Source organism: Pleomorphomonas oryzae DSM 16300, from assembly GCF_000422965.1.
Taxonomy (GTDB): domain Bacteria; phylum Pseudomonadota; class Alphaproteobacteria; order Rhizobiales; family Pleomorphomonadaceae; genus Pleomorphomonas; species Pleomorphomonas oryzae.
The window spans coordinates 41181-65351 of sequence record NZ_AUHB01000011.1 but is presented as its reverse complement, the minus strand read 5'-3'; the positions used below and the strand labels follow the sequence as shown (position 1 = coordinate 65351).

The 24171-nt window shown below is 64.7% G+C and carries 21 protein-coding genes; 13 read left to right on the top strand and 8 right to left on the bottom strand.

Going from position 1 to position 24171, the window contains the following annotated elements; genetic code table 11:
* Positions 1 to 41 precede the first annotated feature (41 nt).
* The 9 genes from G522_RS0117670 (at position 42) to fhuF (ending at position 9893) form a co-directional block, all read left to right on the top strand.
* Positions 42 to 1046 carry an ABC transporter substrate-binding protein gene (locus tag G522_RS0117670; RefSeq protein ID WP_026792186.1) on the top strand — a complete coding sequence of 335 codons (1005 nt, stop codon included), beginning with the start codon at positions 42 to 44 and terminating at the stop codon, positions 1044 to 1046.
* Between the two features lie 181 nt (positions 1047 to 1227).
* Complete coding sequence (locus G522_RS0117665) at positions 1228 to 1995, top strand: ABC transporter ATP-binding protein (RefSeq protein WP_051228759.1); 768 nt, start codon at positions 1228 to 1230, stop codon at positions 1993 to 1995.
* Positions 1995 to 2804 carry an ABC transporter permease gene (locus G522_RS0117660; RefSeq protein ID WP_036839876.1) on the top strand — a complete coding sequence of 270 codons (810 nt, stop codon included), beginning with the start codon at positions 1995 to 1997 and terminating at the stop codon, positions 2802 to 2804. The genes G522_RS0117665 and G522_RS0117660 overlap by 1 nt, the downstream gene beginning before the upstream one ends.
* Positions 2804 to 4132, top strand: coding sequence for a cytosine deaminase (locus tag G522_RS0117655; RefSeq protein WP_026792183.1), 1329 nt, complete (start codon positions 2804 to 2806; stop codon positions 4130 to 4132). The genes G522_RS0117660 and G522_RS0117655 overlap by 1 nt, the downstream gene beginning before the upstream one ends.
* Positions 4125 to 5534, top strand: a complete 1410-nt coding sequence (locus G522_RS0117650) for an FAD-binding oxidoreductase (protein WP_026792182.1) — start codon at positions 4125 to 4127, stop codon at positions 5532 to 5534. The genes G522_RS0117655 and G522_RS0117650 overlap by 8 nt, the downstream gene beginning before the upstream one ends.
* Positions 5531 to 6112 (top strand): NAD(P)H-dependent oxidoreductase, encoded by a 582-nt coding sequence (locus G522_RS0117645; RefSeq protein WP_026792181.1) that lies wholly within the window; start codon positions 5531 to 5533, stop codon positions 6110 to 6112. Before G522_RS0117650 ends, G522_RS0117645 begins: the two co-directional genes overlap by 4 nt.
* 37 nt (positions 6113 to 6149) lie before the next feature.
* The gene (locus G522_RS0117640) at positions 6150 to 6539 is read left to right on the top strand and encodes a RidA family protein (protein ID WP_026792180.1); all 390 of its coding nucleotides are present in this window, start codon (positions 6150 to 6152) and stop codon (positions 6537 to 6539) included.
* A gap of 545 nt (positions 6540 to 7084) precedes the next feature.
* Positions 7085 to 9166: a TonB-dependent siderophore receptor gene (locus tag G522_RS0117635; RefSeq protein WP_051228757.1), complete on the top strand. Its 2082-nt coding sequence runs from the start codon at positions 7085 to 7087 to the stop codon at positions 9164 to 9166.
* 1 nt (position 9167) lies between these two features.
* Positions 9168 to 9893 (top strand): siderophore-iron reductase FhuF, encoded by a 726-nt coding sequence (gene fhuF / locus G522_RS27425; protein WP_051228755.1) that lies wholly within the window; start codon positions 9168 to 9170, stop codon positions 9891 to 9893.
* Between the two features lies 1 nt (position 9894).
* On the opposite strand, the gene fhuB is transcribed toward fhuF, so the two are convergent.
* From fhuB to G522_RS0117600, 6 genes are all read right to left on the bottom strand, one after another.
* Entirely contained in the window at positions 9895 to 11811 is a 1917-nt protein-coding gene (gene fhuB / locus G522_RS27420) for a Fe(3+)-hydroxamate ABC transporter permease FhuB (protein ID WP_051228805.1), read from the bottom strand.
* 65 nt (positions 11812 to 11876) lie between these two features.
* Positions 11877 to 12758: an ABC transporter substrate-binding protein gene (locus tag G522_RS0117620; RefSeq protein ID WP_036839873.1), complete on the bottom strand. Its 882-nt coding sequence runs from the start codon at positions 12756 to 12758 to the stop codon at positions 11877 to 11879.
* A gap of 11 nt (positions 12759 to 12769) precedes the next feature.
* A complete protein-coding gene (locus tag G522_RS0117615; protein ID WP_026792177.1) occupies positions 12770 to 13537 on the bottom strand; it encodes an ABC transporter ATP-binding protein in 768 nt (255 codons plus the stop codon).
* Positions 13538 to 14504: 967 nt separating this feature from the next.
* Entirely contained in the window at positions 14505 to 15149 is a 645-nt protein-coding gene (locus tag G522_RS0117610) for a glutathione S-transferase family protein (protein ID WP_026792176.1), read from the bottom strand.
* Positions 15150 to 15170: 21 nt separating this feature from the next.
* Positions 15171 to 15653 (bottom strand): VOC family protein, encoded by a 483-nt coding sequence (locus tag G522_RS0117605; protein ID WP_026792175.1) that lies wholly within the window; start codon positions 15651 to 15653, stop codon positions 15171 to 15173.
* 68 nt (positions 15654 to 15721) lie between these two features.
* Positions 15722 to 16345, bottom strand: coding sequence for a TetR/AcrR family transcriptional regulator (locus G522_RS0117600; protein WP_026792174.1), 624 nt, complete (start codon positions 16343 to 16345; stop codon positions 15722 to 15724).
* Positions 16346 to 16499: 154 nt separating this feature from the next.
* On the opposite strand from G522_RS0117600, the gene G522_RS0117595 reads away from it, so the two are divergent.
* Complete coding sequence (locus tag G522_RS0117595) at positions 16500 to 17057, top strand: hypothetical protein (protein ID WP_026792173.1); 558 nt, start codon at positions 16500 to 16502, stop codon at positions 17055 to 17057.
* A gap of 4 nt (positions 17058 to 17061) precedes the next feature.
* Here G522_RS0117595 and G522_RS0117590 read toward each other — a convergent pair whose 3' ends face one another.
* Entirely contained in the window at positions 17062 to 17976 is a 915-nt protein-coding gene (locus tag G522_RS0117590; protein ID WP_026792172.1) for a LysR family transcriptional regulator, read from the bottom strand.
* 125 nt (positions 17977 to 18101) lie between these two features.
* Between G522_RS0117590 and G522_RS0117585 the strand changes: the two genes are divergently transcribed.
* On the top strand, positions 18102 to 18581 hold the full coding sequence (locus G522_RS0117585; RefSeq protein ID WP_026792171.1) for a carboxymuconolactone decarboxylase family protein: 480 nt from the start codon (positions 18102 to 18104) through the stop codon (positions 18579 to 18581).
* A gap of 65 nt (positions 18582 to 18646) precedes the next feature.
* Here G522_RS0117585 and G522_RS0117580 read toward each other — a convergent pair whose 3' ends face one another.
* On the bottom strand, positions 18647 to 19135 hold the full coding sequence (locus tag G522_RS0117580; RefSeq protein ID WP_026792170.1) for an RrF2 family transcriptional regulator: 489 nt from the start codon (positions 19133 to 19135) through the stop codon (positions 18647 to 18649).
* A gap of 468 nt (positions 19136 to 19603) precedes the next feature.
* Here G522_RS0117580 and G522_RS27415 point away from each other — a divergent pair, with 468 nt between their 5' ends.
* Entirely contained in the window at positions 19604 to 21040 is a 1437-nt protein-coding gene (locus G522_RS27415; RefSeq protein WP_051228753.1) for an efflux RND transporter periplasmic adaptor subunit, read from the top strand.
* Positions 21040 to 24141 carry an efflux RND transporter permease subunit gene (locus tag G522_RS0117570; protein WP_026792169.1) on the top strand — a complete coding sequence of 1034 codons (3102 nt, stop codon included), beginning with the start codon at positions 21040 to 21042 and terminating at the stop codon, positions 24139 to 24141. The genes G522_RS27415 and G522_RS0117570 overlap by 1 nt, the downstream gene beginning before the upstream one ends.
* Positions 24142 to 24171 lie beyond the last annotated feature (30 nt).

The following is a 24171-nucleotide window of genomic DNA, read 5'->3' as shown; positions in this document are numbered from 1 at the left end:
CCCTGATTTCCGGGGAGGAGCGATAAAGGGGACGACTCCGAATGCGCTGCAACACCAGCTTCCTCACGCTATGTACCGTCGGCTTGATCGCCTCCGCGTCCGGGGCGCTTGCCGCCGACAAGGTGAGTTTCGGCACCAACTGGCTGGCTGAGGCCGAGCATGGTGGCTTCTACCAAGCGGTTGCCGACGGCACCTATGCCAAGCACGGCCTCGACGTGACCATCGTCCAGGGTGGGCCGAACGCCGCCAACAGCGCGCTTCTGGTTGCCGGCAAGATCGAGTTCTACATGGGCGGCAGCATGGGTGAGCTATCGGCTGTCGAGCAGGGCATCCCCATCATGGATGTGGCCTCCATGTTCCAGAAGGATCCCCAGATCCTCATGGCCCACCCCGGTGTCGGCATGGATACCTTCGCCGACCTCGCCAAGGCCGATACCATTTTCCTCGGCAAGGAGGGCTACACCACCTTCTTCGAGTGGATGAAGGCCAACTACACCGGCTTCAAGGATGAGCAATACAAGCCCTATACCTTCAGCTCCGCGCCCTTCATCGCCGATCCGAAATCCGTCCAGCAGGGCTATCTGACGTCCGAACCTTATGCGGTCGAAAGTCAGGCCGGCTTCAAGCCCCAGGTCTACCTGCTGGCCGACCAGGGCTTCGCACCCTATTCCACCACGATCGCCACCCAATCGAAGCTGGTGGAAACCAATCCCGATCTGGTGCAGCGCTTCGTCGATGCGTCGATCGAGGGCTGGTACACCTATCTCTACGGCGACAATTCGGCTGCCAATGACTTGATCAAAAAAGACAATCCCGAGATGACCGACGGGCAGATCGCCTTTTCCATCGCCAAGATGAAGGAACACGGCATTCTGGAATCGGGCGAAGCGCTCGACAAGGGCATCGGCTGCATGACCGACGCCAAGTACAAGAAGTTCTTCGACACCATGGTGGCGATCAAGGTGTTCAAGTCCGACACCGACTACACCAAGGCCTTCACGACCCAGTTCGTCTGCAAGGGCGTCGGCATGTCCCTGAAGAAGTGAACCGACAGCGAACGATCCCGCACGGTTCGACCGTCGTCGCCGCAGGCGGATGATCGGACCGTGACGCTTCTGTTCCTCATGTCGTCTTGAAAGGTCCCGTATGTTCGCACCCCAGCGATTTCGGGCAGACACTCCCACCGAGAGGGCAACATTGACGCCTCCCCAGCCGACACGGCCGCTGATGACCATGGCCTCGGTCTCCAAGACCTTCTCGAACGGCACCGCGGCGCTTGCAGACGTGTCGCTCACCGTCCGAGCCGGGGAGTTCGTCAGCCTGCTCGGACCGTCCGGCTGCGGCAAGTCGACCGCCTTGCGCCTGATGGCCGGGCTGGGTGGCGTATCCTCGGGTAACATCGACTGGCCGGCCTCGCGCATCACAAGTCACGGCCGGCCGGACGGTGATATTTCCTTCGTCTTCCAGGAGCCGACGCTGCTGCCCTGGCGCACCGTGGCCGAGAATGTCTACCTGCCGCTTCAGCTGCAGGGCATCTCGCGCAAGGAGGCGCAGTCCCGGATCGAGGAGGCCCTCTCAACCGTATTCCTCGCCGATTTCGCCAAATCCTATCCGCGTGAACTATCCGGCGGCATGAAGATGCGCGTGTCGATCGCCCGCGCGCTGGTGACCCGCCCCAAACTGCTTTTGATGGACGAGCCCTTCGCGGCGCTCGATGAGATCACCCGGCAGAAGCTCAACGACGAAGTCCTGGAGCTCTGGAAGTCGAATGGCCTGGCGGTGGTCTTCGTCACCCATTCTGTCTTTGAGTCCGCCTACCTGTCCTCGCGCATCGTCGTGATGAAGGCCCGGCCGGGGCGCATCCACGAGGATTTCCCGGTCAATGTCGGCATAGAGCGGGACGCCGACTTTCGCATCTCGGAATCCTATCGTCTCGCCTGCGAGAGAGTTTCTCATTCACTGGCAGCCGCCATGGGCAACGAGGGGGCGCACTGATGGAAAACGGTGAACGCAGCGAGCAGATGGATCGGCTGATCCGGATAGCCATTCCCGTCGGTGTCGTCCTGGCGCTGTTGCTGGTCTGGTATCTGATCGTCCACGTCGAGAATATTCCGCCCTATATCCTGCCCGACCCGATTGCCGTCGCCATTGCGCTCGTCAAGGACTGGCCGACCCTTTGGCCGGCCTTCGTGGTCACCACCAAGATCACCTTCATGTCGCTGGGGTTGGCGCTTCTTGGCGGAACGGTATTTGCCATCCTCCTGGTGCAGGCCCGCTGGCTCGAGCTGATCTTCTACCCGATCGCCGTCGTGCTGCAGGTGACGCCGATTGTCGCCATCGCGCCGCTGATCCTCATCTACGCCCCAACGACACAATCGGCGCTGCTGATCTGCGCCTATCTGGTGGCCTTCTTCCCCATCCTCTCCAACCTGGTGCAGGGGCTGAAGAGCGTCGACCATAACCATCTCAATCTGTTCGAGCTCTATGGCGCCAACCGCTTCCAGACGCTCTGGCATCTGAAACTGCCGACGGCGCTGCCCTATTTCATGACCGGCCTCAAGATCGGTGGTGGCCTGTCGCTGATCGCCGCCGTCGTGGCCGAGTTCTCCGCCGGCTCCAGCGGCGTGGGATCGGGGCTCGCCTTCCGCATTCTCGAAGCGCAGTTCCGACTGAACATTCCCCGGCTTTTTGCGGCGCTCATCATGCTGTCGGCGCTGGGGATCGCAATCTTCGCGCTCACGTCCTTCCTTTCATGGCTTTTGCTTCACCGCTGGCACGAAAGCAGTTTGAAAAGAGAGAACTGATGTCCGCCGATTTTGTCGCAACGCCAGATGTGTCCCGCTTCGCCCTGACCAATGCGACGCTGCCGACGGCGCTGCTCTCCAAGCCGCTGGCGGGGCCAGTGCGGGAAGGATTGATCCCGGCGCATGTCATCATCGATGACGGGCGGATCGCCGCCATACTGCCCGCCGAGACCGCGCTTCCCTACGACATCGAGAAAGTCGACCTCGACGGCGGGCTGGTCTGGCCCTGCTTCACCGACATGCACACCCATCTAGACAAGGGGCATATCTGGGAACGCCGGCCCAATCCGGACGGCAGTTTTGCCGGTGCGTTGGAGGCTGTCGGCTCCGATCGCGTCGCCAACTGGTCGGCTGAAGATGTGACGGCGCGCATGGATTTCTCGCTGCGCACCGCCTACGCCCACGGTACGCAGCTGATCCGCACCCATCTCGACAGTCTGGCGCCCCAGCACCGCATTTCCTTCGAGGTGTTCAAGTTCATGCGCGAGCGTTGGCGTGGCCGCATCGAACTGCAGGCCGTGGCACTTTTTCCGCTGGAACTGATGGAGGACGCCACCTATCTGGCCGACCTCGTTGAGGTGGTCGGCGAGGCGGGCGGTGTTCTGGGTGGCGTCACCTTTCTGCACCCCAAGATCGAGGCGCAACTCGATTTGCTGTTCGAGACCGCCGCCAAGGCGGGCCTGGACATCGACCTGCATGTTGACGAGACCGCAGATCGAGAGGTGTTGACGCTGGCCTCGATTGCCCGCGCCAAGCTGCGCCATGGTTTTGAGGGGGCAGTGAACGTCGGCCATTGCTGCTCGCTCGCCCGTCAGGACGAAGAGACCACGGAACACGTGATCGATCTGGTCGCCAGGGCCGACCTCTCCGTCGTCTCGCTGCCCATGTGCAACATGTATCTTCAGGACCGCCATCCCCATCGCACGCCCCGCTGGCGCGGTGTGACTTTGCTGAAGGAGCTGGCCGCGGCCGGCGTTCGCACGGCAGTGTCATCGGATAACACGCGCGACCCGTTCTACGCCTATGGCGACCTCGATCCGGTGGAGGTGTTCCGCGAAGCGGTGCGCATCCTGCATCTCGATCATCCGCTGGACCACGCGCCCAGAGTGATCACCCGCTCGCCGGCAGAGATCCTCGGCCGCCCGGAACTCGGCTGTCTCGCCGAAGGCGGCGGCGCCGATCTCGTACTGTTTTCCGCCCGGCGCTGGAGCGAATTCCTGTCGCGGCCGCAGTCCGACCGGGTGGTGCTGCGCGGCGGCCGGGCCATCGACCGCCGCATGCCCGATTATCGTGAACTCGACAGCCTTCTGGGGGCCGATCATGCCTGATTATGATGCGATCAAGACCGCGCTCGAAGGGATCGCCATCGAGGACAATCCCCGTCTTGTTCAGATGAAGAGCCGGGATTTCTATTGGTACTCCCCCGTGCTGAAGAGCCAGCTCGACGCCGTCACCGGCGATCTGATCGTCTCGCCGAAAAGCGAGGAAGAGGTTATCCGCGTTCTGAAGGTTGCCTATGCCCATGGCGTGCCGGTGACCGCGCGCGGTACCGGCACGGGCAACTATGGCCAGGCCATGCCGCTCTCCGGCGGCATCGTGCTCAGCATGGCCAACATGAACCGGGTCAAGGAAATTCACGTCGGCCGGGTCATCTGCGAGTCCGGCATCGTCATGGCCAAGCTCGATGAGGAATGCCAGGCGCAGTCCGGGCAGGAACTGCGCTTTCATCCCTCCACCCACAAGACGGCGACCGTCGGCGGCTTCGTCGCGGGAGGATCCGGTGGCGTCGGCTCCATCACCTGGGGCGGCCTGCGCGATTTCGGCAATATCCTGCGTCTGCGCATCGTCACCATGGAAGCCGAGCCGAGGGTGCTGGAACTGACCGGGCTCGACCTGCACAAGGTTGCCCATGCCTACGGCACCAACGGCATCATCACCGAAGTGGAGATGCCGTTGGCGCCTGCCTATGACTGGATCGACGCCCTTGTCGGCTTCGATGACTTCCTCGAAGCCGCGAAATTCGCCGACCTCTTGGCGCACCAGAACGGCATCCTGCTGAAGGAGCTGGCGGTCATTGCCGCGCCGACGCCGCATCTCTATTTCAGCCGACACAAGAAGTGGCTGCGCGAGGGACAGTCGGTGGTCGCCGTGATGGTGGCGCCGATGTCGATCGATGCCTTCGCCGCCTTCTGCGTCCTGCGCAAGGCCGAGGTGATGTTCCGCGCCGACCAGGAAGCGGACCTCAAGGGCGTGCCGGACATCTACGAGCTCTGCTGGAACCACACGACGCTCAGGGCGATCAAGGTCGAGCCGACTTTCACCTACCTTCAGGTCCAGTACGCCAGCCCGGATCATCTCGCCAAGGTGGCGCGCACCGTGGAACTGTTCGGTGACGAGGTCATCGGACATCTCGAATTCATCAAGTTCGACGGTGAGATCCAGTGTGCCGGCTTGCCGCTGGTGCGCTATACGACCGAGGAAAGGCTCGAGGAAATCATCCGCCTGCACGAGGACAACGGCTGCCCGATCTTCAATCCGCATCGCTACACGCTTGAGGAAGGCGGCATGAAGCGGACGGACACGGTGCAGCTCGCCTTCAAGCACGAGACCGATCCCAAGGGGTTGCTCAATCCGGGCAAGATGATCGCCTGGGAAAACCCCGACTTCGACTTCAATTCCGGGCGGCCGTTTCTCTTTCCTGGTCTTGCCGAGCTGGAAGCGAGCCAATGAAGGTCCTGCTCCTGTTCTCCCATCCGGTGGAGTCGAGCTTTGGCGCCGCCGTGCATGAGACGGCCCGCACGGCGCTGGTCGCCGCCGGCCACGACGTCGACGACTGCGATCTCTATGCCGAGGGTTTCGATCCCGTGATGTCACGCCACGACCGGCTGACCTATCACAACCACCCTGAGAACATGGAATTGGTGGCCGATTACTGCCAGCGGCTCGACCGGGCCGAGGCGCTGGTCATCGTCACGCCGATCTGGAACTACGGCTTTCCGGCCATCCTGAAAGGGTATTTCGATCGGGTGTGGCTGCCGGGTGTCTCCTTCGACCTCATCGATGGCAAGCTGAAGTCGAGGTTGCACCACATTCGCAAGGTGGCGGCCTGTCTCACTTACGGCGGCACTGCGCTGCGCACCTTTCTCGCCGGCGATCCGCCGGGCAAGATCGTCAAGCGGGTCATCCGGGCGCAGATCCATCCCCGCGGCAGCTGCCGCCTGCTGCCGCTTTACGACATGAACAACAATACGCAGGAGACCCGCGCCCGCTACCTGAAGACCGTGGCGCGAGCGATGGCAGCGCTTTGACCGCAATCCGGTCAATCCCGAGGGAGGGGAGCATCCGATGAAGACCCCGCACAACCCTCCAAGCGTGGCCCGCCCGTTCGGCGCCTACAGCCACGGCCTGTCGTTGCCGGCAACCGGGCGACTGCTGGTCACCTCAGGTCAGCTCGCCATCACGCCCGACGGCGTCATTCCCGAGGATATCGAAGGACAGGCGGTCCTCTGCTTCGAAGCCATCAAGGCGATCCTCGCCGACGCCGGCATGGATTTCGGCGATGTCATCCGCATCAACGGCTTCGTCACCCGGCGCGAAGACTTCCCGGTCTATATGGCGGTGCGTGACCGCTACACGCGTGCGCCCTTCCCCGTCTCGACGCTGCTGATCGTCTCCGGCTTCACGCGACCGGACTTTCAGGTCGAAGTTGAGGTGACGGCGCTTAAGGCCGAATAGGCCGGGCGACGCTGAACCAAGATCGACCGCAGCCTGATGGCCAGCCTGCCGAGAACCGAGGCGCGGTCATGAGCCGCAGGACTACCTGTTCGGCAAACCGATGCCGGCCAAGAGCATCATCCGACCGGAGTGAAACGAGGATCGATAAGATGATGCTTCGCAAACAAAAACCTAGAGCGCCGATCTGATTCAATCAGATCGAACAGCGCTCAAGGACATCGAGACCGCGCCGAGAGCCGCCAACCGCTGCGAGCCGATCCCAAGCATTGCTGGCGGAGAGCCTCGTCTCCGCCCAGGCACACCTTTCCATATTGGAATTATTCAAAATCTATATTTGTGGACAAGGTGATAGCCAATTTAAAACACCTCTAAATTTCGCCTTTTACGTTGACGGGAACACCCCCGCCCATACAAAGTGGAGTTATAGACTCATATTTATCCTGACATCCTGATCCGGATGCCGGGACAGTTCAAAGGGGGGCTCCGTGTATCGAGCCATAGGAAACCACAAGCTGCGGCCAGCCGGTCGCGGTGCCGGCAGACTCATGTCTGGAGCGAGCCTTGCCGTCATCGCCGCACTCTCGGCGCCACCGGCCGCCGCCCAATCGTCCACCGATCTCGAACCGATCGTCGTCGAGACGGGGACGGGCGACAACCCGGCCAAATCGATCGTCTCCGGCTCGGCCCAGAGCACCAGCAAGAGCGATACGCCGATCCTCAAAAGCGCCAACTCGGTGTCCGTCGTCACCGAAAAGGAAATCGAGACGCGCGCGGCACAGTCGATGCAGGCGGTGGTGTCCTATACCTCGGGCGTGTCGGTCGACGAGTTCGGCTCCGACGACCGCTACGACTACTACCGCATTCGCGGCTTCGACCAGACCGCCCTCGGCACCTATCGCGACGGCCTGCCGGCGCGCATTCCCGCCTGGTATACCGCCGCCCGGCTCGAACCCTACGGCCTCGAAAGGGTCGAGGTGTTGAAGGGCTCGACGTCGACGCTGTTCGGCCTCAACGGCCCCGGCGGTCTTATCAACGCCGTCACCAAGAAGCCGACCAAGACGCCGTTCGGCGAGGTCTACACCACGCTCGGCACCGACAACCATGTCGAGACCGGCCTCGACATCGGCGGCCCCTTCTCGCCCGACAGCCCCTGGGCCTACCGGATCACGGTGAAGGGCCAGAAGGCCGACGGCAGCTACGACTATTCCAAGGACGACCGCCTCTACGTCGCGCCGGCCTTGACCTACAGCCCTGACGACACCACCAGCCTGACGCTCCTGACCGATTTCTCCAAGCGCAATGGCGCGCCGGCACGCGGCATTCCTCACGGCGTCAACATCGACATCGACACCTTCCTGGGCGAACCCGACTACAACAGGTTCGACACCATCCAGGCCGACGCCGGCTACGAATTCATGCACCGCTTCGACAATGGCGTGACTTTCCGGCAGAACGCGCGCTACTCGCACACCGATCTCGACTACCAGGAGGTCTATGGCGCCACGGCCGACCCGACCGCCGACCGCACCTCCTTCGGTGCCGACGGCAATTCCAACCGCTTCGCCATCGACAACCAGCTGCAATACGACCGTGACATCGGCAGCGCCCGCAACAAGCTGCTGGTCGGTTCGGACTTCACCTACGACAACACGCGGGAAGACATCGTCTACGGCACCGCCGGCCCGATCGACATTTACAACCCCACCTATTGCGGCCTCTCCTGCGTCCACCCGGCGCCTTACGTGAACTGGAAGGTCAAGCAGAGCGCCCTCGGCATCTACGCCCAGGACGAGCTGACGCTGTTCGACAAGCTGACGCTGACCGGCGGCCTGCGCTACGACACTGTCGACAGCACCGCTGACTATCTCGACAGCGGCACCAGCGATCATTCGACGGAAAACGCCCTGACCAAACGGCTCGGCGCCAGCTATCTGCTGACGCCCGAACTCTCCGCCTATGCCAACTATTCGGAATCCTTCCAGCCTCTGGTGGCGCCCAGCGCCAACGGCTATGCGGTCGGCGGATCGCTGAAACCCCAGGAAGGCACGCAATACGAGGTCGGCCTGAAGTTCAAGCCGGAGGATTTCAAGGGCCTGTTCACGCTGGCTTTCTTCGACTTGACCCAGACCAACGTGCCCTCATGGAACGACGCCCACACGGTACAGAAGCAGATCGGCGAGGTGCGGGTGCGCGGCGTCGAGCTGGAAGGCAAGTTCGAGGTGTTCGACCGGCTCAACGCCACGCTGGCCTATTCCTATTGGGATGGCGAGATCACCGGCGACGGCGATAGCAGCCTTGTCGGCAACACGCCCGAGCGGGTGCCGCACCACATCGCCTCCGCCTGGCTCGACTACACCATCCCCGGCACCGGCAAGCTGGGCGACCTGACGCTGGGCGCCGGCGCGCGCTACGTCGGCTCGACCTATGGCGACGCGGCCAACACCGTGAAGGTTGCCTCCCACATCGTCTTCGACGCCATGGCCGCCTACAAGGTGACTGACAACGTCACGCTCCAGGTCAACGCCACCAACCTCTTCGACGAGAAGTACGTCGCCACCTCCTATTACGGCACCGACTTCTACGGCGACGGCCGCGCCGTGTTCGGCACGCTGAAATACAACTGGTGACATGGCGGCCGACCTCGACGACCTGCTGGCCCGCGCCGAACCGGCGCTGGCCGGCCATCTCCAGGGCAAGCTGCGCCTCGCCGCTCCACCGGGCGGCGGGGCGATCGCCTGCCGCGACCTGTTCACCGCCGATGGCTTCGACAAGGCGCTTGCCCCGCTTATGGCCCGATATCCCAGTGCCGATCGCCGGGCCGTGGTGTCGCTGTGGTCGCTCTATTATTTTTCGACGCTGGCCATCGTCCCGGTCATCCTGTGGCGGCGGCTCGGCGTCGTCCTGCCGCTGGCGCTCGACGATCTCCAGCTGATCGCCGCGCCCGACACGGGATTGCCGGAAGCCTTCCTGTTGCCGGGCGGCGGCAAGGTCACGCTCGGCCTCAGGGCCAGCGAAGCCCTGCGTCCGATGATCGAGGATCACCTCTCTCCGGCCATCGCCTTCATGAGCGGCCGCTGCCGGCTTTCGCCGCGCCTTCTCTGGTGCAACGCCGCCGGCTACATCGACTGGATCGCCAGGGAACTCGACCCGGGCGACGAAGCCGCCAAGGGCTTGGAGCTGTTCAGTCCTTACAAGCTCACCAGCGGCGCGGACAATCCGCTGCACGGGTCGATCAAGCGGATCTCCGTCGGCGACGCCGTGCAGTCGCAACGCAAGGTCTGCTGCCTGCGCTATCTGGTGCCCGGCGTCGGTGGCTGCGGCGCCACATGCCCCCTGCCGCAGGGGCGGTCCTGACTCATCGCCTCCGGATCAAGGCCAGCAGCAAAGGCGTTCCGATCAGCGCCGCAACGAGGCCGGCTGGCATCTCATAGGGGAAGGCGAGGTTGCGGCCCGCCCAGTCGGCCAGCACCAGGATGCCGGCGCCTGCCAGCCCGCCGCCGACGATCTGCGCACCGGCCCGCTTGAGCCCCAGCTCCCTAGCGATATGCGGCCCCATCAGCCCGGCGAAACTGAGGGGACCGGCGGCCAGCGTCGCCGCGCCGCTCAGGATGCCGGCCACCAGGAACAGCAGGAAGCGGGCGCGGCCGAGATCGATGCCGACGCCCGACGCCGTCTCGCTTCCGAGCGGCAGGATGTCGAGCCAGCGCCGCATGGCGAGCGCGGCCGTGGTGAGCAGCAGGCCGACTGCCAGCACGGTGAGCGACAGCGTGAGGTTGGCCGAATAGGTCGAGCCGCTCATCCAGCGCAGCAGGATCATGGCGCGGGGATCGCCGTTGACGGCGATGACGCCGCACACCGCATCCACCAGCGCGCTCAGCGCCACCCCGGCCATCAACAGGCGTTCGGGCTCGAAGCGCGTGCCGAGGCCCAGCGCGAAGATCGCGGCGAGCACGGCCAGCGCGCCCAGCGATGCGGCGACCAGTTGCAGGGGCAGCGTCGGCACGGCGACGAACAGCAACACGGTGACGCCGACCGTCGATCCGGCGCTGATGCCCAGCACTTCCGGACTGGCCAGCTCGTTGCCGGTCAACCGCTGCAGGATGACGCCGGCCACCGCCAGCATGGCGCCGGCCGACAGTGCCGCGACGACGCGTGGCAGGCGCAGCGCCAGGATGTCGCCGAATACAGGCACGGCCGGCAAGCTCCATCCACCGGTGAGCGGCGCGCGGCCGACCAGAAGCGCCAGGGCCAGCAGCAGGAGAAACCCCGCCGCCAACCAAATCCAGCGCCCCCTGCCCCGCCGCAGGCCTTGCGCCGGCAGTGGCCTCGGACGGGCCGACGGCAGCGGCCGGTGGTGCGCCTTCAGCCCGCCGAGCAGCGCCAGCAGCAGCGGTGCGCCGATGACGGCGGTGACGGCGCCGGTCGGCACGAAATCCTTCATCGCCCCGGTCGTCCACAGCACCAAGCCGTCGGTGGCCGCCAAGAGGCCGGCGCCGAACACGCTCGACCAGACGAGAATGCCGGCCGGCCGACGCGCGCCGCTGAGGCGGGCAAGCGCCGGTGCCACCAGGCCGACGAAGCTGATCACCCCCACCGTACTGGTCACCAGCGCCGCCAGCACCACGGCGATGGTGATCGCCAGGAAGCGCAGGCGCGGCACGCGGGCGCCCAGCGCCGCCGCCGTCACGTCGCCGGCTTCCATCAGCGACAGCGGCCGGATCATCAGGCCGGCCAGCAGCGCCGCCACCATGAGTTTCGGCAGCAGCGACAGTGCCGGATCCCAGCTCTGCTGCGACAGCGACCCGGCGCCCCAGATGAACAGCCCCGCGACATAATGGTCGTTCATCAGGATCAGGATGGCGGCCAGCGCGCCGCACCACAGCGACACGATGAGGCCGGCGAGGATCAGCACGAAGGGCGAGAAGTCGCGCCGGGCGCCGAGGCGCAACACGATGCCGGCCGCGATGCCGCTGCCGGCGAGCGCCACCACGTCGCGCCCGAAGCCCATCAGGGCGGGCGCGAACAGCATGGCGATCACCAGCGCCAGATTGGCACCGGCCGACACGCCGAGCGTGGCCGGCGAGGCCAGCGGATTCTTCAGCACCAGCTGGAACAGCGCGCCGGAGAGGCCGAGGGCCATGCCGGAGAGAAGCGCCACCGCCAGTCGGGGCAAGGCCGAGTTCATCAGCATCAGCGCCGCCACCGGCGACTGCGCGCTGGCCGCGATCAGTGGGCCGATCTCCGCCCAGGCCAACCACCCGGCCAAGGCCATGAGAACCGCCGCGAACGGCGCAGGATGTCGAAGGCGCCGCACCGGCGACGGGGAAACCGAAACGCTCATCTGAGCCGCCCCACATAATCGGCCATCTGGCCGGCAAACCGCATGGCCTCGTTGACCATGCCGAACATCAGCGTCTCCGGCAGCACGGCGAACCGGCCGTCGCGCACGAAGGACAGGCCGTTCCAGATCGGGCTTTGCCGCAGCGTTGGCAGCGCCTCGCGTGGCAGCGGCTCGAAGGCGATCAGATGCGCGTTCGGCGCGTCGATCTCGGTCAGTCGCTCGATGCCGATGGTATCGAAGCCCCAGTATTGGCCGCCCCCTGGCCAGGCGTTGCGCATGCCGATGCGCCCGAGCGTGTCGTCGAACAGGCCGGGCGCCGTGTAGATGCGGGCGTGCCGCGCATCGAGGAAGCTGATTAGCGCCACCGGCGGCGCACCGGCCGCCCGCACGGCATCGCGGCATCGCGCAAAATGCTGGTCGGCACGCTGCAGAAAGGCGTCGGCCTCGGCGCGCCGTCCGATGCGATCGCCGAGGAGGCGCGTTGCGGCCTCGGCTTTCGGCAGGATGGAGCCGCCGCTGGCGTCGTAGACCGAGAGCCGCAGTACCGGCGCGATTGTCTCGAGGACCGGTGTCAGGCCGTCGAGATAGGGCGTCGACAGGATCAGCGTCGGCGCCAGCGCCGTCAGCGCTTCCAGGTTGACCATCAGCGCGTCGCCGACATCGGCCACCTCCGGCGGCAGCGGCGGCTCGACCACCCATTTCCCCCAATCGTCGACGCCGGCGATGCCGACCGGCGTCAGCCCGAGCGACAGCAGGGTCGACGACAGGCCGTAATCGAGGCTGACGACACGCGGCGCCACGCCGCCCGCGCGGGCCGGCAGCGACCACAGGCCGATACCGGCCGCCATCATGAAAGCGCGTCGGGAAAGAGATTGCATGTCCGCCCTCATCAACTGACGTAGGCGAGCGGCATGCCGAGCTCGGGATGGCGGGTGATGCCCATGTCGAGCCCATAGATTTCGGCCAGTAGCCGGCGGTCCATGATGGTGGCGGGCGCCGCGTCGATCAGCAGCCGCCCGCCCTTCAGCGCCAGCACCCGGTCGCAGAAGCGGGCGGCCATGTTGACGTCGTGCAGTACGATGATCACGCCGAGGCCGTTATCATGGGCGAGAGCCCGGATCAGCTGGAGCACCTCCACCTGATGGGCGATGTCGAGCGCCGACGTCGGCTCGTCGAGCAGCAGGAAGCGACTGTTCTGCGCCACCAGCATGGCCAGCCAGACGCGCTGGCGCTCGCCGCCGGATAGGGTTGCCACCACCCGGCCGGCCAGCCCGTCGACATGGGTACGGACCATCGCTTCTTCGACCGTGGCGGCGTCCGCCTCGCTGAAGCGGCCGAGCGCGCCGTGCCAGGGATAGCGGCCGCAGGCGACCAGCTCGCGCACCGTCATCAGGCCGGTGTCGCCAGTGTGCTGCGGCAGGTAGGCGACCTCGCGGGCAAAAACGCGCGGCTCGATGGCGGCGATCGGCTTGCCGCCATAGGTCACCACGCCGGCATGGTGATCGATCTGGCGAGCCAGCACCTTGACGAGGGTCGATTTGCCCGAGCCGTTGTGGCCGATCAGCCCGACCATCTCCCCCGGCGCAAAGGTGGCGGAGATATCCTGAAGCAGCGGAGTTGCCGCGATGGAGACGCCGAGATGGGAGATGGAAAACACGCTGGGCTTACCCCTCGGTGAACAGGTCGTGGCGCTATCCGTGATCGAGGCCGGAGGGGCCCCGTCGATGCAGGAACTCGATCGCCCATTGTGGCGGACCGATCCTTCGCCAATCTCAAAGTTGAGATTGTAAGTCAAGTTTAATATCCCGTGCAGACCGATCGTCTTCAGACCTGGTACCGGTCATTCGTCCGACAGCGATCGCCGCTGTCCGCCGCGATCATCCGAACGCCGAACCAAAGGCGGGGCGCTGCCATGACAGTGAGAATCTCTAGGTTGACGGGGTCATTTTTGCAAATGCATCGCATTCGCATAAGTATTTGCTCTGACGAGTGAAATTCATGGCCGCGAGGCGCGATGAGGCTAGCTGCCCCGCATCGAATACTGGGACTTATCGCAAGTCGCCAAAGGCGTCGGGACCATGTCATCCGGTGGCAGACCTACTCGGCATTATCCACCGGTGGCGAAAAATAGAAAACGCACAATCAAACTTCCATTTTGGCGGATTTAATTGACACCAAACCAGCATATAACAAACTCTTAACCAATATATACCATTTGAGTGCAATAGAACTGATGATAAAAGATTTACAGAAATACATTCTAATAAATATTTATATATTCGCAATGAGAATTGGTTAATGTTTCATTGTGTGAATTCTGCATTTTCTCGCTTGAATCATTAAATAAGTCGTAATAATACGATTCACTGTCGACGCGACGTTATCTGCGTCAAGGCGACTGGTAGGCATTTTTTGCCTACTAGACTTGTAAAATGGGGATTTTACTGACTGTCTCGATCATGTCGAGGCAGATATGCTCAAGGTGTACTGGTTTTATATTGTCAGAACATTTCTGCGCCGAATGCCCCCCCCCATTTTACATCGACATCGGCGCCTCCTGGTGCGGCGGTCCGGCTTCGGCCGAGCCGTCGCACCGCCTCCACGCCAATGGCCCCGATACGCCTCTATGCCCTGTCCGTGAACACCTTCAACTGCGCGGCAAAGGCACGCTGGTAAGCCGGGCGGGCTTCGCCGCGCGCGACGTAGGCGGCGACGTTGGGATACTCGTCGAGCAGCCCGGACATCCTAAGGCGCAGCAGCACCGACACCATCATCAGGTCGCCAGCAGAAAACGCATCCTCCAGCCATTCAGCGTCGCCGAGCCGGGCGGATAGCTGAGCCAGCCGGACGCGGATGCGATCCATCACCAGCGGCAGGCGCTCCTGAGCCCAGGGCTTGTCATTCTCGATGATCCTGGCGGTCATGAGATCGAGGATGGGCGGCTCCACCGTATTGAGCGCCGCGAACATCCAGGTGATCGCCCGCGCCCTCGGCTTGGCCGCCTTGGGCAGCAGGCTGGCATCCTGCTCGGCGATGTGCAGGATGATCGATCCCGTCTCGAACAGCACGAGGTCGCCATCCTCATAGGTCGGAATCTGGCCGAAGGGGTGCAGCGCCAGATGCGCCGCCTCTTTCATCGCGTCGAAGGAAACGAGCCGAACGTCATAAGGCTGGCTCGCTTCCTCCAGTGCCCAGCGCACGCGCATGTCGCGCGCTAGGCCCCTGCCGCGATCGGGCGAGCACTCGAAGGCCGTAATGGTCGGAATCATCGAAAGCCCCCCAGGTTGGCATCAGGCGGCGGCAGCCGCCTTTTCCAGCGTGGCGATGTCGATCTTGCTCATGGTCATCATCGCATCGAAGGTGCGCTTGGCTTTGGCGCGGTCGGAACTGGCCATCAGGTCGAGCAGCACGCGCGGCGTGATCTGCCAGGAAAAGCCCCAGCGATCCTTGCACCAGCCGCACTCGCTCGCGGCGCCGCCACCCTCGATAATGGCGTTCCAGTAGCGGTCAGTTTCCTCCTGGCTTTCGGTGATCACCATGAAGCTGACCGCCTCGTCCGGCTTGAACATCGGCCCGCCATTGAGGCCGATGAATTTCCGACCGAGCACGGTGAAGTCCACTGTCAGCTCGACATCGGCCTTGCCGCCGGGAAAATCGCTGGGTGCGTTGCCGGCTTTGCCGACATGGCTGTCGGGAAAAGTCTTGGCGTAGAATTCCGCCGCCCTGCGGGCTTCACCGTGGTCGAACCACAGGCACGTTACCAGATCGGTCATGTCAGTTTCCTCCTCTTGAACCTCAGGGTCGTATGAAAGCGTTCCGGTGACCGTCCTCACTGGAAGGCTCAGGTGATGCTCTTCGGCGTCCGGCCGAACAGCAATTCGATGTAGCGTTTGAGATGGTCGACGCTGTCGGCCGCCACCCCTGCCCCACCCTTGGCCTTGGCGAGGATGAATGCGCCCTGCAGAACCGCCTGCGTGTGCAGGGCCAGCGATTGGGCCGTCCACGCCGGCGTCATGCCACGCTCGGCCATCGCCGCCTCGATGTCGGCGATGAGCGTTGCCGCATGGCGGCTGATGCTGCGGTCGCAGGCGTCGCGAATGGCCGGCGCCGTCTCGTAGGTCTCCTGCACCATGGTGCCGACCAGGCAGGTGAACTCCGGCACGCCACCCTGCAGCAGCCCCTTGCGGAAATCGATATAGGCCAGGAAGCGATCGAGCGGATCGGCGAGCTGGTGATAGGGCGCCGCGGCGAACATCGCCCCGGTGGTCTCCGACCAGTAGTCGGCCGCGGCGACGCCGAGCTCGTCCTTGGTCTTGAAGTGATGGAAGAAGGCGCCCTTGGTCACGCCCGCTGCCGCACAGAGCTCGTCCACCGTGGTCGACGCGTAACCCTTGGTGCGGATCACCGTCAGCGCGGCGTCCAAGAGCTTCGACCGGGCATCGGGTTTTGCAGCGCTTGTTGCCATTGCTTCCTCCTCGCAACAACACATACCAACTAGTCGGTACGTCGTCAAGTCGGCTTTTTATGGCCGGAGTGAGGCTGGCCCCGGAGGTGTGCAGCCTCGCGTCATCGCCGCGTGTTAACTTGGCACGGCCACCAGCCTCACCGGAGAGACCGCCATGGCGTCCCCAGAGATCGAGCATCTGCTTCTGCCGCACGAGAGAGTCCTGTGGTCGGGCGCGCCCGAGCAGGGCATCCGCTTCACGTCCAAGGATCTGTTCATGATCCCCTTCTCGATCCTATGGGGCGGCTTCGCCATTTTCTGGGAGGTGTCGGTCATGACCGATGGCGCGCCCCTCTTCTTCCGGCTCTGGGGAATTCCCTTCGTCATCATCGGCCTCTATCTGATGGTCGGCCGCTTCTTCCTCGATGCCTGGGCGCGCCGAAACATCGTCTACGCGGTGACCGACAGGCGCGTGCTCGTCAACAGGAAGCGTCCGTTCCCCAAGCTCACCGCCGTGGCGCACGACCAGATCGGCCCGGTCAACCTCGTCGAGGAGAAGGAGGGGAAGGGAACGATCCTGTTCGATACGCCCCGAAACTATGACGGCGAACGGCGGTTCTCGGGCTACTGGTCACCCGCCTTCGATACGTCGCCACAGCTGATCGGCATCGATGACGCGCGCAAGGTGTTCGCCATGGTGCAGGAGGCGAGGCAGGCCGCCAAAAAGAGCTGAGCGCTCAGGCTTCCGGCGCCGAGGACGACGCCATCAATGGATCGTCCCGCACCGCCGCGACGAGATAATCGATCACGGTTCTGACCCGCAGCGGCATGTTGCGGCGCGACGGGTAGACCAGATTGATCGGCAGGCGGGCTGGCGGAAAGTCCGGTATCAGACTGACAAGACGGCCGCTTTCGATGTCCGGCACGGCCAGGATATGCGTGAGGATGGTGATGCCGGCGCCAGCCAGCGCGGCGCGGTGGACGGCCACCGCATTGTCCATCACCAGGCGCGGCACGATCCGCACCGCCACATCCTCAGCCCCGTTGGAGAACAGCCAGGCGTGGCCGTCGCCGCCGCGCCTGTAACAGATGCAGTCATGGCCGTTCAGATCCTCGAGGGTTTGCGGCGAGCTTCGCCTTTCAAGATAGGCCGGCGCAGCGACCAGAAAGGCAGTGGTCCAGCCGATCCTGCGGCCGATCAGGCTTGGGTCGTCGATGGGACCGAGGCGCACCTCGATGTCGATACCCTCTCCCACCAGATCGGATGGCTGTTCGCGAAACATGAGTTCGACATGCAGCCCGGGATGACGATCGAGGAGCGTGCCCAACCGATCGCTCATGAACAGCCCCAGCGGCGCCGGCAGGGAGAGCCGCACCTTGCCGGAGATGGTTCCCGCGAGACCCGCGGACTCGCCGAGCGCCTCCACCGCCTCGACGACCCGGAGCGCCATCGGGATGGTCCGCTCGCCTTCCGAGGTCAGCGCCAGCGCCGTGGTCGACCGATGTAGAAGGCGTACGCCAAGGTGCGCCTCAAGCGCCGAAATCTGCCGGGAAACCGCCGGCTGCGTCAACTTGAGATCGATGGCGGCCGCCGAGAACGATCCCGTCTCGGCCACCCGCAGGAATGTCCTGAGCGCGCCAACGATATCCATCCCTGTTCGCTCCCCGCATAGGCCTTATGTCCGGAGCTTATGACGGAACGGCTTTACCGTCCAGAGATTAAGGATATTAAATATCCATAAGGATATGATATATCCTTGATTGAAGGGAAAAGACCATGACCCAACGCTTGAACTACGCCCAGCAAGCCCCCGAACTCATCAAGAAGATGTCCGACCTCAGCATGGCGCTGAAGGACAGCTCCATCGAGCTGAAACTCCGCGACCTCGTGCAGATCCGCGCCTCGCAGATCAACGGCTGCGCCTTCTGCCTCGACATGCACGTCAAGGAAGCCAAGATCCACGGCGAGAGTGAGCTGAGGCTCTACCACGTGGCCATCTGGCGGGAATCGAACCTGTTCGCCCCGCGCGAGCGGGCGGCGCTAGCCTGGACCGAGGCGGTGACCAGGCTGCCGGAAGGCGGCATTCCCGACGAGCTCTACGAGCGCGTGCGCGGCCAGCTCTCCGAGAAGGAAATCACCGACCTGACCTTCTCGATCATGGTCATCAACGCCTGGAACCGGCTCGCCATCTCCTTCAAGGCGGTGCCCGGTTCGGCCGACAAGCTCTATGGCCTCGACAAGGCCGGCTTGAACTAAGCCCCGGCAAATGCCCTGCCCGCAGCCGGTGCGTGGCGAAAGCCCGCTCCGGCTGTCGGCGTACCCTACCCTGCGCGATCCTCCACCCAGTCGATGGTGTCCTGCCAGAGCGACGGGGGGAGCTCCTGTGCCAGCGTCCGGCCGAGATCGGCAAGGGTGACGCTGCGCAGCTTCTGGCGCCAGGCTTCGTCCGCCCCCCACATCACCCGCGCAATCGCGCAGGGTGCGCTGTCGCAATGATCCTTCGGGCGGCAGGGATTGTTGGCGCGGATCTCGTTGCAGACGAAGGTCCGCGTCTTGCCTTCCACCGCCTCGACAATGTCGAGGAAGGTCAGCTCCTCCGGCGACCTTGCCAGGCGATAGCCTCCGGACGGGCCGAGGGTCGTATGAACGAGCCCCGCCTGCGACAGGCTTTGCAGCGCCTTGGAGAGATATTCCTTCGGCAGACCATGGAACTCCGCCAGCGCCTTGGTGGAGAGATACCGTCCCTCGGGCAGGCCGGCGAGAATGGCGCAGCAATGCAGCGCCCATTCGACTTGGCTTTTCAGGATCATCAACGCGTTCCACGGTCAGGCATGCCAGGAGCTATTACGGACAATGGATATCCCTATTTAGGGCGACTGTAAACGGCCGGAGATTGTCGAAGCCAGCCGACCGGGCAGCGCCAAAGACGGCTCGCGGCGGGACGGCTTAGGTCTGGCTCGCCCTCTGTCCTCCGCCGGGCTAGAATGTCGCGCAAATCCGCCAGTTGAGACCGGCGTAACCGGCCCGGCGGTCACCGGCGGGAGAGGTCCGCGCAAGACGGAATTCACCTGTCAATCCGACAAAAGTGCATCAATCTGTATCAAGGGTCGCAATTTCCACGATTCGCCACAGTTGTTCTGACATTCGCAATGGAAAACCGCTTACGCTGACATGCCTTCCGGCACCGCCAGAGCGGCACATGGCATGCATGGGGCGAACGCCGTCGACCTCCCACGACGGCGCGCTCCATGGACTTACGACACGAAAGACCATTGGCGATGAAGAAGACGCTCGGGATCATACTGGTCGCCGCCATCGCGGCCGGCCTCTACTGGCGCGAAGACATCGTTTCGACCACCGCGCCCTATGTCTCCCAGGCGCTCGCCGCCGTATCGCCGGGCGCGGCGCCGGCCGCCCCAGCCGACGTCAAGGATCCCGCCACCACCGGCAACGGCCATAAGCAACATGCGAACGGCGATGCCTCGGCAGCCAACGGCGCCAGTCAGGCCGCCGGCAGCGGTTCGGGCCAAACCGGGGCCAAGGCATCCGGACAGGGCGGCGGCCGCCGCGGCTCCGGTGGGCCGACGCGTGTGTCCACCGTCGCCGCCAGCGCCGAGGACATGCCGATCGAGCGCCGCACCATCGGCACCATCGCCTCGCCGGCCAACCTGACGGTATCCACCGAGACCTCCGGCCTCGTCACCGAAATCCTGGTGAAGGACGGCACCGACGTGAAGGCCGGCGACGTACTGGTCCGTCTCGACAGCCGCATCGCCGAGGCCACCGTCGAGAAGGATCAGGCGGCGCTGGCCCGCGATCAGGCGACGCTGGAACACGCCCAGGAAACCGCCGCCCGCCAGCAGAAGCTGCTCAGCAACGAGGCGGTGTCGCAACAGTCGCTGGAAGACGCCAACGCCACCGTCAAGACCGCCGAGGCCACCGTCGCCGTCGATCAGGCGACGCTGAAATCCGATCTCGTCACGCTCGACCAGAAGACCATCCGCGCACCGTTCGACGGCCGCCTCGGCGCGCTGCAGGTGGTGATCGGCAGCCTGGTGCAGCCGCAGACCGCCATCGTCCGGCTGACCCGCATCGATCCGCTCTACGCCACCTTCGCGATCTCCGAAAGCGACGCCTCGCTGGTGCGCACCGCGCAGGCGGCCGGCAAGCCGATCAAGGTCTCCGTCACGCCACTCGGCAGCACCGATGCCTTCACCGGGACCGTCGATTTCATCGACGCTTCGGTCGATCCCACCTCCGGCACCTTCACGGCGCGGGCAACACTCCACGGCGTTGCCGACCGGCTGGTGCCCGGCCAGTCGATCGCCGTCATGGCCGCCATCGGCTCGACACCGGTGGTCTCGGTGCCCACCGTCGCCTTGCAGGCGACGCAGCAGGGCAACGTCATTTACGTCGTCGGCCCCGACAACACGGTGGCCGTCCGGCCGGTGACCGTCGCCCTGTCGGCCGGCGACCGCTCCGGCCTCACCGCCGGCATCGCCGCCGGCGAGCGGGTGGTGGTCGAGGGCCAGGTGCGCCTTGCCGAGGGTATGAAGGTGATCGACGCCTCCGCTGAGACCGCCAATGGAAAGCCCGACGCGGCCAAGCCGGATGCCAGCCAGCCCGGCGCCGCCCAGTCGGATGCCGGCCAATCTGCGTCTGGCAAACACCGCGACAAGGCCGGCAAGCCGACCAGCACGGCGGAGGCGCAATAATGAGCCTCCCGGCCCTGTTCATCCGGCGGCCGGTTGCCGCCATCCTGCTCGCCATCGGCTTGTCGCTCGCCGGCTTCTTCGCCTACCGCCTGTTGCCGGTGGCGGCCCTGCCGCGCGTCGACTTCCCCACCATCACCGTCTCCGCCCAGCTGTCCGGCGCCTCGCCCGAGACCATGGCGACGGCGGTGGCAACGCCGCTGATCAAGCAGTTCCAGACGATCTCCGGCATCGACACCATCTCGGCCCGGTCCTCGCTCGGCTCCACCTCCATCTCCCTGCAGTTCGAACTCAGCCGCGACATCGACAGCGCCGCCGCCGACGTGCAATCGGCCATCGACGTCGCCCGCCGCCGCCTGCCCGACAACATGACCTCCGACCCGAGCTACCGGAAGGTCAACCCGGCCGACATGCCGATCCTGCTGCTGTCCGTCACCTCGCCGACGGTGCCGCTCACCGAGCTCGACTCGCTGGCCCAGAACGTGCTGTCGCCGGCCATCTCCACCATCAACGGCGTCGCCCAGGCGCAGGTGTTCGGCTCGCAGAAATATGCCGTCCGCGTCGAGGCCGACCCCGACCGCCTCGCTGCCCGCGGCATCGGCCTCGACCAGTTGGCCACCGCCATCGCCAACGCCAACAACCAGTCGCCGGTCGGCAGCATGGACAATGCCCAGCAGACCATCACGCTCGACGCGCCCACCCAGCTCACCTCGGCCGACGGCTTCCGCACGCTGATCGTCTCCTCCACCAAGGCCGGCCCCGTCCGCCTCGGCGACGTCAGCAACGTCATCGACAGCGTCGAGAACCGCGATCAGGCCAGCTGGTACGATGGCACGCGCGCCATCACGCTGGCCGTGCAGCGCCAGCCCGACGCCAACACCGTGGAAGTGGTGGACGCCATCAAGGCTGCCCTGCCGGCCATCACCGCCCAGTTGCCGCCTGGGGTCAACGTGTCGCTGATGAACGACAACTCGGTGGCCATCCGCGCCGCCATCGCCGACGTGCAGTTCACGCTGCTGCTCACCATCGGCCTCGTCGTCCTGGTGATCTATCTCTTCCTCGGCAAGCTCTACACCACGGCCATTCCCGCCATCGCCGTGCCGCTGTCCATCCTGATCGCCTTCGGCGCCATGTATGTGCTCGGCTATTCCATCGACAACATGTCGCTCCTGGCCTTGACGCTATCGGTCGGCCTCGTGGTCGACGATGCCATCGTCATGCTGGAGAACATCGTCCATCACATCGAGCAGGGCGAGAAGCCGATGGAGGCCGCCTTCAAGGGCTCGGCCGAGGTCACCTCCACCATCATCTCCATGTCGCTGTCGCTGATCGCCGTCTTCCTGCCCATCCTGTTGATGGGCGGCGTGGTCGGCCGGCTGTTCACCGAATTCGGCATGGTGGTGTCGCTGGCCATCACCGCCTCGGCGCTGGTGTCGCTCACCGTGACGCCGACGCTGGCCGCCCGCCTGCCGGTCAATATCGGTGCGCCCACCGCCCGTTACAGCCCGGCCGGTCTGTTCGATATCGGCTTCTCCAAGGTACTGAGCGGCTATTCCCGCAGCGTCGGCTGGACGTTGCGCCACCCGCTGCCCATGGTGCTGGTGTTCCTCGCCACCTTCGCCGGCTCGGCCTTTCTGTTCGCCTCGCTGCCCAAGAGCTTCCTGCCGCAGGAGGATATCGGCCAGCTCTCCATCTCCACCCAGGCCAGGCAGGACATTTCCTACGACGCCATGGCGATCCTGCAGAAGCAAGCGGCCGATGTGGTCGCCCGCGACCCGGCCGTCGCCCACGTCAACGCCCAGGTCGGCTCGTCGCAGCTCAACTCGGCCAACATGTACGTGCAGCTGAAGCCGGCGGCCGAACGCGATTCCATGGACGTCATCGTCAGCCGGCTGCGCCAGTCGCTCGGCCGCGTCGTCGGCTTGCAGAGCTTCGTCACCCCGTCGCAGAGCCTGCGCCTCGGCGGCCGCTCCAGCCAGAGCCAGTATCAGCTGGTGGTCCAGTCGCTCGATTCCGGCCAGTTGACCGACTGGGCCGAACGCCTGCGCGCTGCCATGGCTGAGGATACCGCCAACTTCACTGACGTGGCCACCGACCTTCAGAACAACGCGTTGCAGGCGCGCATCGTCATCGACCGCGACCGAGCCGAGATGTACGGCATCAACGCCCAGACGCTGCGCAAGACGCTGGGCGAAGGCTTTGGCGAGCAATCGGTCGCCGACATCCAGTCGACCGGCGACAGCTATTCGGTGATCCTGGAATACGATCCCAACCTCGCCTGGAGCAACGATCGGCTGTCCGAGCTCAAGGTTCGTTCCAGCACCACCGGTGCGTTGGTGCCGCTCACCGCCTTCGCCACGGTGGATCGCAAGTCCGGTCCGGTCACCGTCAACCAGACGGGCCAGCTCACCTCGATCACCGTCTCCTTCAACCTGCCGCAGGGCGTGTCGCTCGGCGCCGCCACCGCCCGCATCGACAGCATCAAGCAGGAGATCGGCCTGCCGACCACCGTGTTCACTTCATTCGCCGGCACGGCGCAGGTGTTCGCCCAATCGACGTCCAACACGCCGCTGCTGATCGTCGCCGCCATCCTCACCATCTATGTGGTGCTCGGCGTGCTCTACGAGAGCTTCATCCACCCGCTGACCATTCTCTCCGGCCTGCCGTCGGCGGCGCTTGGCGCGTTGCTCGCCCTGAAGCTCGTCGGCATGGACCTGTCGATCATCGCGCTGATCGGCATCCTGATGCTGATCGGCATCGTCAAGAAGAATGCCATCATGATGGTCGACGTCGCCCTGCAGCTGATGCGCGAGGATGGCGCCAAGGCCAAGGAGGCCATCCACGAGGCGGCGACACGCCGCTTCCGGCCGATCATGATGACCACCTTCTGCGCCCTGCTCGGCACGCTGCCCATCGCCATCGGCCATGGCGCCAGCGCCGAACTCCGCCAGCCCCTCGGCGTCGCCGTGGTCGGCGGCCTGATCGTCAGCCAGTTCCTGACCCTCTACATCACCCCGGTGATCTTCATCGGCTGCGAAAAGCTGCGCACCATGGCATCCCGGCGGCAGAGCGAGCCGACACCGGTGGAAAGCCCGGCAGAGTGATGACACGCAATCGATCGTCTGTGGCCCTCG

What these genes read in the sequence shown, in the direction of transcription:
- G522_RS0117670 (WP_026792186.1), top strand. Translation starts at nt 42, where the DNA reads ATGCGCTGCAACACCAGCTTCCTCACGCTATGTACCGTCGGCTTGATC.
- G522_RS0117595 (WP_026792173.1), top strand. Translation starts at nt 16,500, where the DNA reads ATGGCGTCCCCAGAGATCGAGCATCTGCTTCTGCCGCACGAGAGAGTC.
- G522_RS0117620 (WP_036839873.1), bottom strand. Translation starts at nt 12,758, where the DNA reads ATGCAATCTCTTTCCCGACGCGCTTTCATGATGGCGGCCGGTATCGGC.
- G522_RS0117605 (WP_026792175.1), bottom strand. Translation starts at nt 15,653, where the DNA reads ATGACCGATCTGGTAACGTGCCTGTGGTTCGACCACGGTGAAGCCCGC.
- G522_RS0117655 (WP_026792183.1), top strand. Translation starts at nt 2,804, where the DNA reads ATGTCCGCCGATTTTGTCGCAACGCCAGATGTGTCCCGCTTCGCCCTG.
- G522_RS0117590 (WP_026792172.1), bottom strand. Translation starts at nt 17,976, where the DNA reads ATGGATATCGTTGGCGCGCTCAGGACATTCCTGCGGGTGGCCGAGACG.
- G522_RS0117585 (WP_026792171.1), top strand. Translation starts at nt 18,102, where the DNA reads ATGACCCAACGCTTGAACTACGCCCAGCAAGCCCCCGAACTCATCAAG.
- fhuF (WP_051228755.1), top strand. Translation starts at nt 9,168, where the DNA reads ATGGCGGCCGACCTCGACGACCTGCTGGCCCGCGCCGAACCGGCGCTG.
- G522_RS0117610 (WP_026792176.1), bottom strand. Translation starts at nt 15,149, where the DNA reads ATGATTCCGACCATTACGGCCTTCGAGTGCTCGCCCGATCGCGGCAGG.
- G522_RS0117635 (WP_051228757.1), top strand. Translation starts at nt 7,085, where the DNA reads ATGTCTGGAGCGAGCCTTGCCGTCATCGCCGCACTCTCGGCGCCACCG.
- G522_RS0117660 (WP_036839876.1), top strand. Translation starts at nt 1,995, where the DNA reads ATGGAAAACGGTGAACGCAGCGAGCAGATGGATCGGCTGATCCGGATA.
- G522_RS0117580 (WP_026792170.1), bottom strand. Translation starts at nt 19,135, where the DNA reads ATGATCCTGAAAAGCCAAGTCGAATGGGCGCTGCATTGCTGCGCCATT.
- G522_RS0117600 (WP_026792174.1), bottom strand. Translation starts at nt 16,345, where the DNA reads ATGGCAACAAGCGCTGCAAAACCCGATGCCCGGTCGAAGCTCTTGGAC.
- G522_RS0117665 (WP_051228759.1), top strand. Translation starts at nt 1,228, where the DNA reads ATGACCATGGCCTCGGTCTCCAAGACCTTCTCGAACGGCACCGCGGCG.
- fhuB (WP_051228805.1), bottom strand. Translation starts at nt 11,811, where the DNA reads ATGGCCTTGGCCGGGTGGTTGGCCTGGGCGGAGATCGGCCCACTGATC.
- G522_RS0117645 (WP_026792181.1), top strand. Translation starts at nt 5,531, where the DNA reads ATGAAGGTCCTGCTCCTGTTCTCCCATCCGGTGGAGTCGAGCTTTGGC.
- G522_RS0117570 (WP_026792169.1), top strand. Translation starts at nt 21,040, where the DNA reads ATGAGCCTCCCGGCCCTGTTCATCCGGCGGCCGGTTGCCGCCATCCTG.
- G522_RS0117650 (WP_026792182.1), top strand. Translation starts at nt 4,125, where the DNA reads ATGCCTGATTATGATGCGATCAAGACCGCGCTCGAAGGGATCGCCATC.
- G522_RS0117640 (WP_026792180.1), top strand. Translation starts at nt 6,150, where the DNA reads ATGAAGACCCCGCACAACCCTCCAAGCGTGGCCCGCCCGTTCGGCGCC.
- G522_RS27415 (WP_051228753.1), top strand. Translation starts at nt 19,604, where the DNA reads ATGAAGAAGACGCTCGGGATCATACTGGTCGCCGCCATCGCGGCCGGC.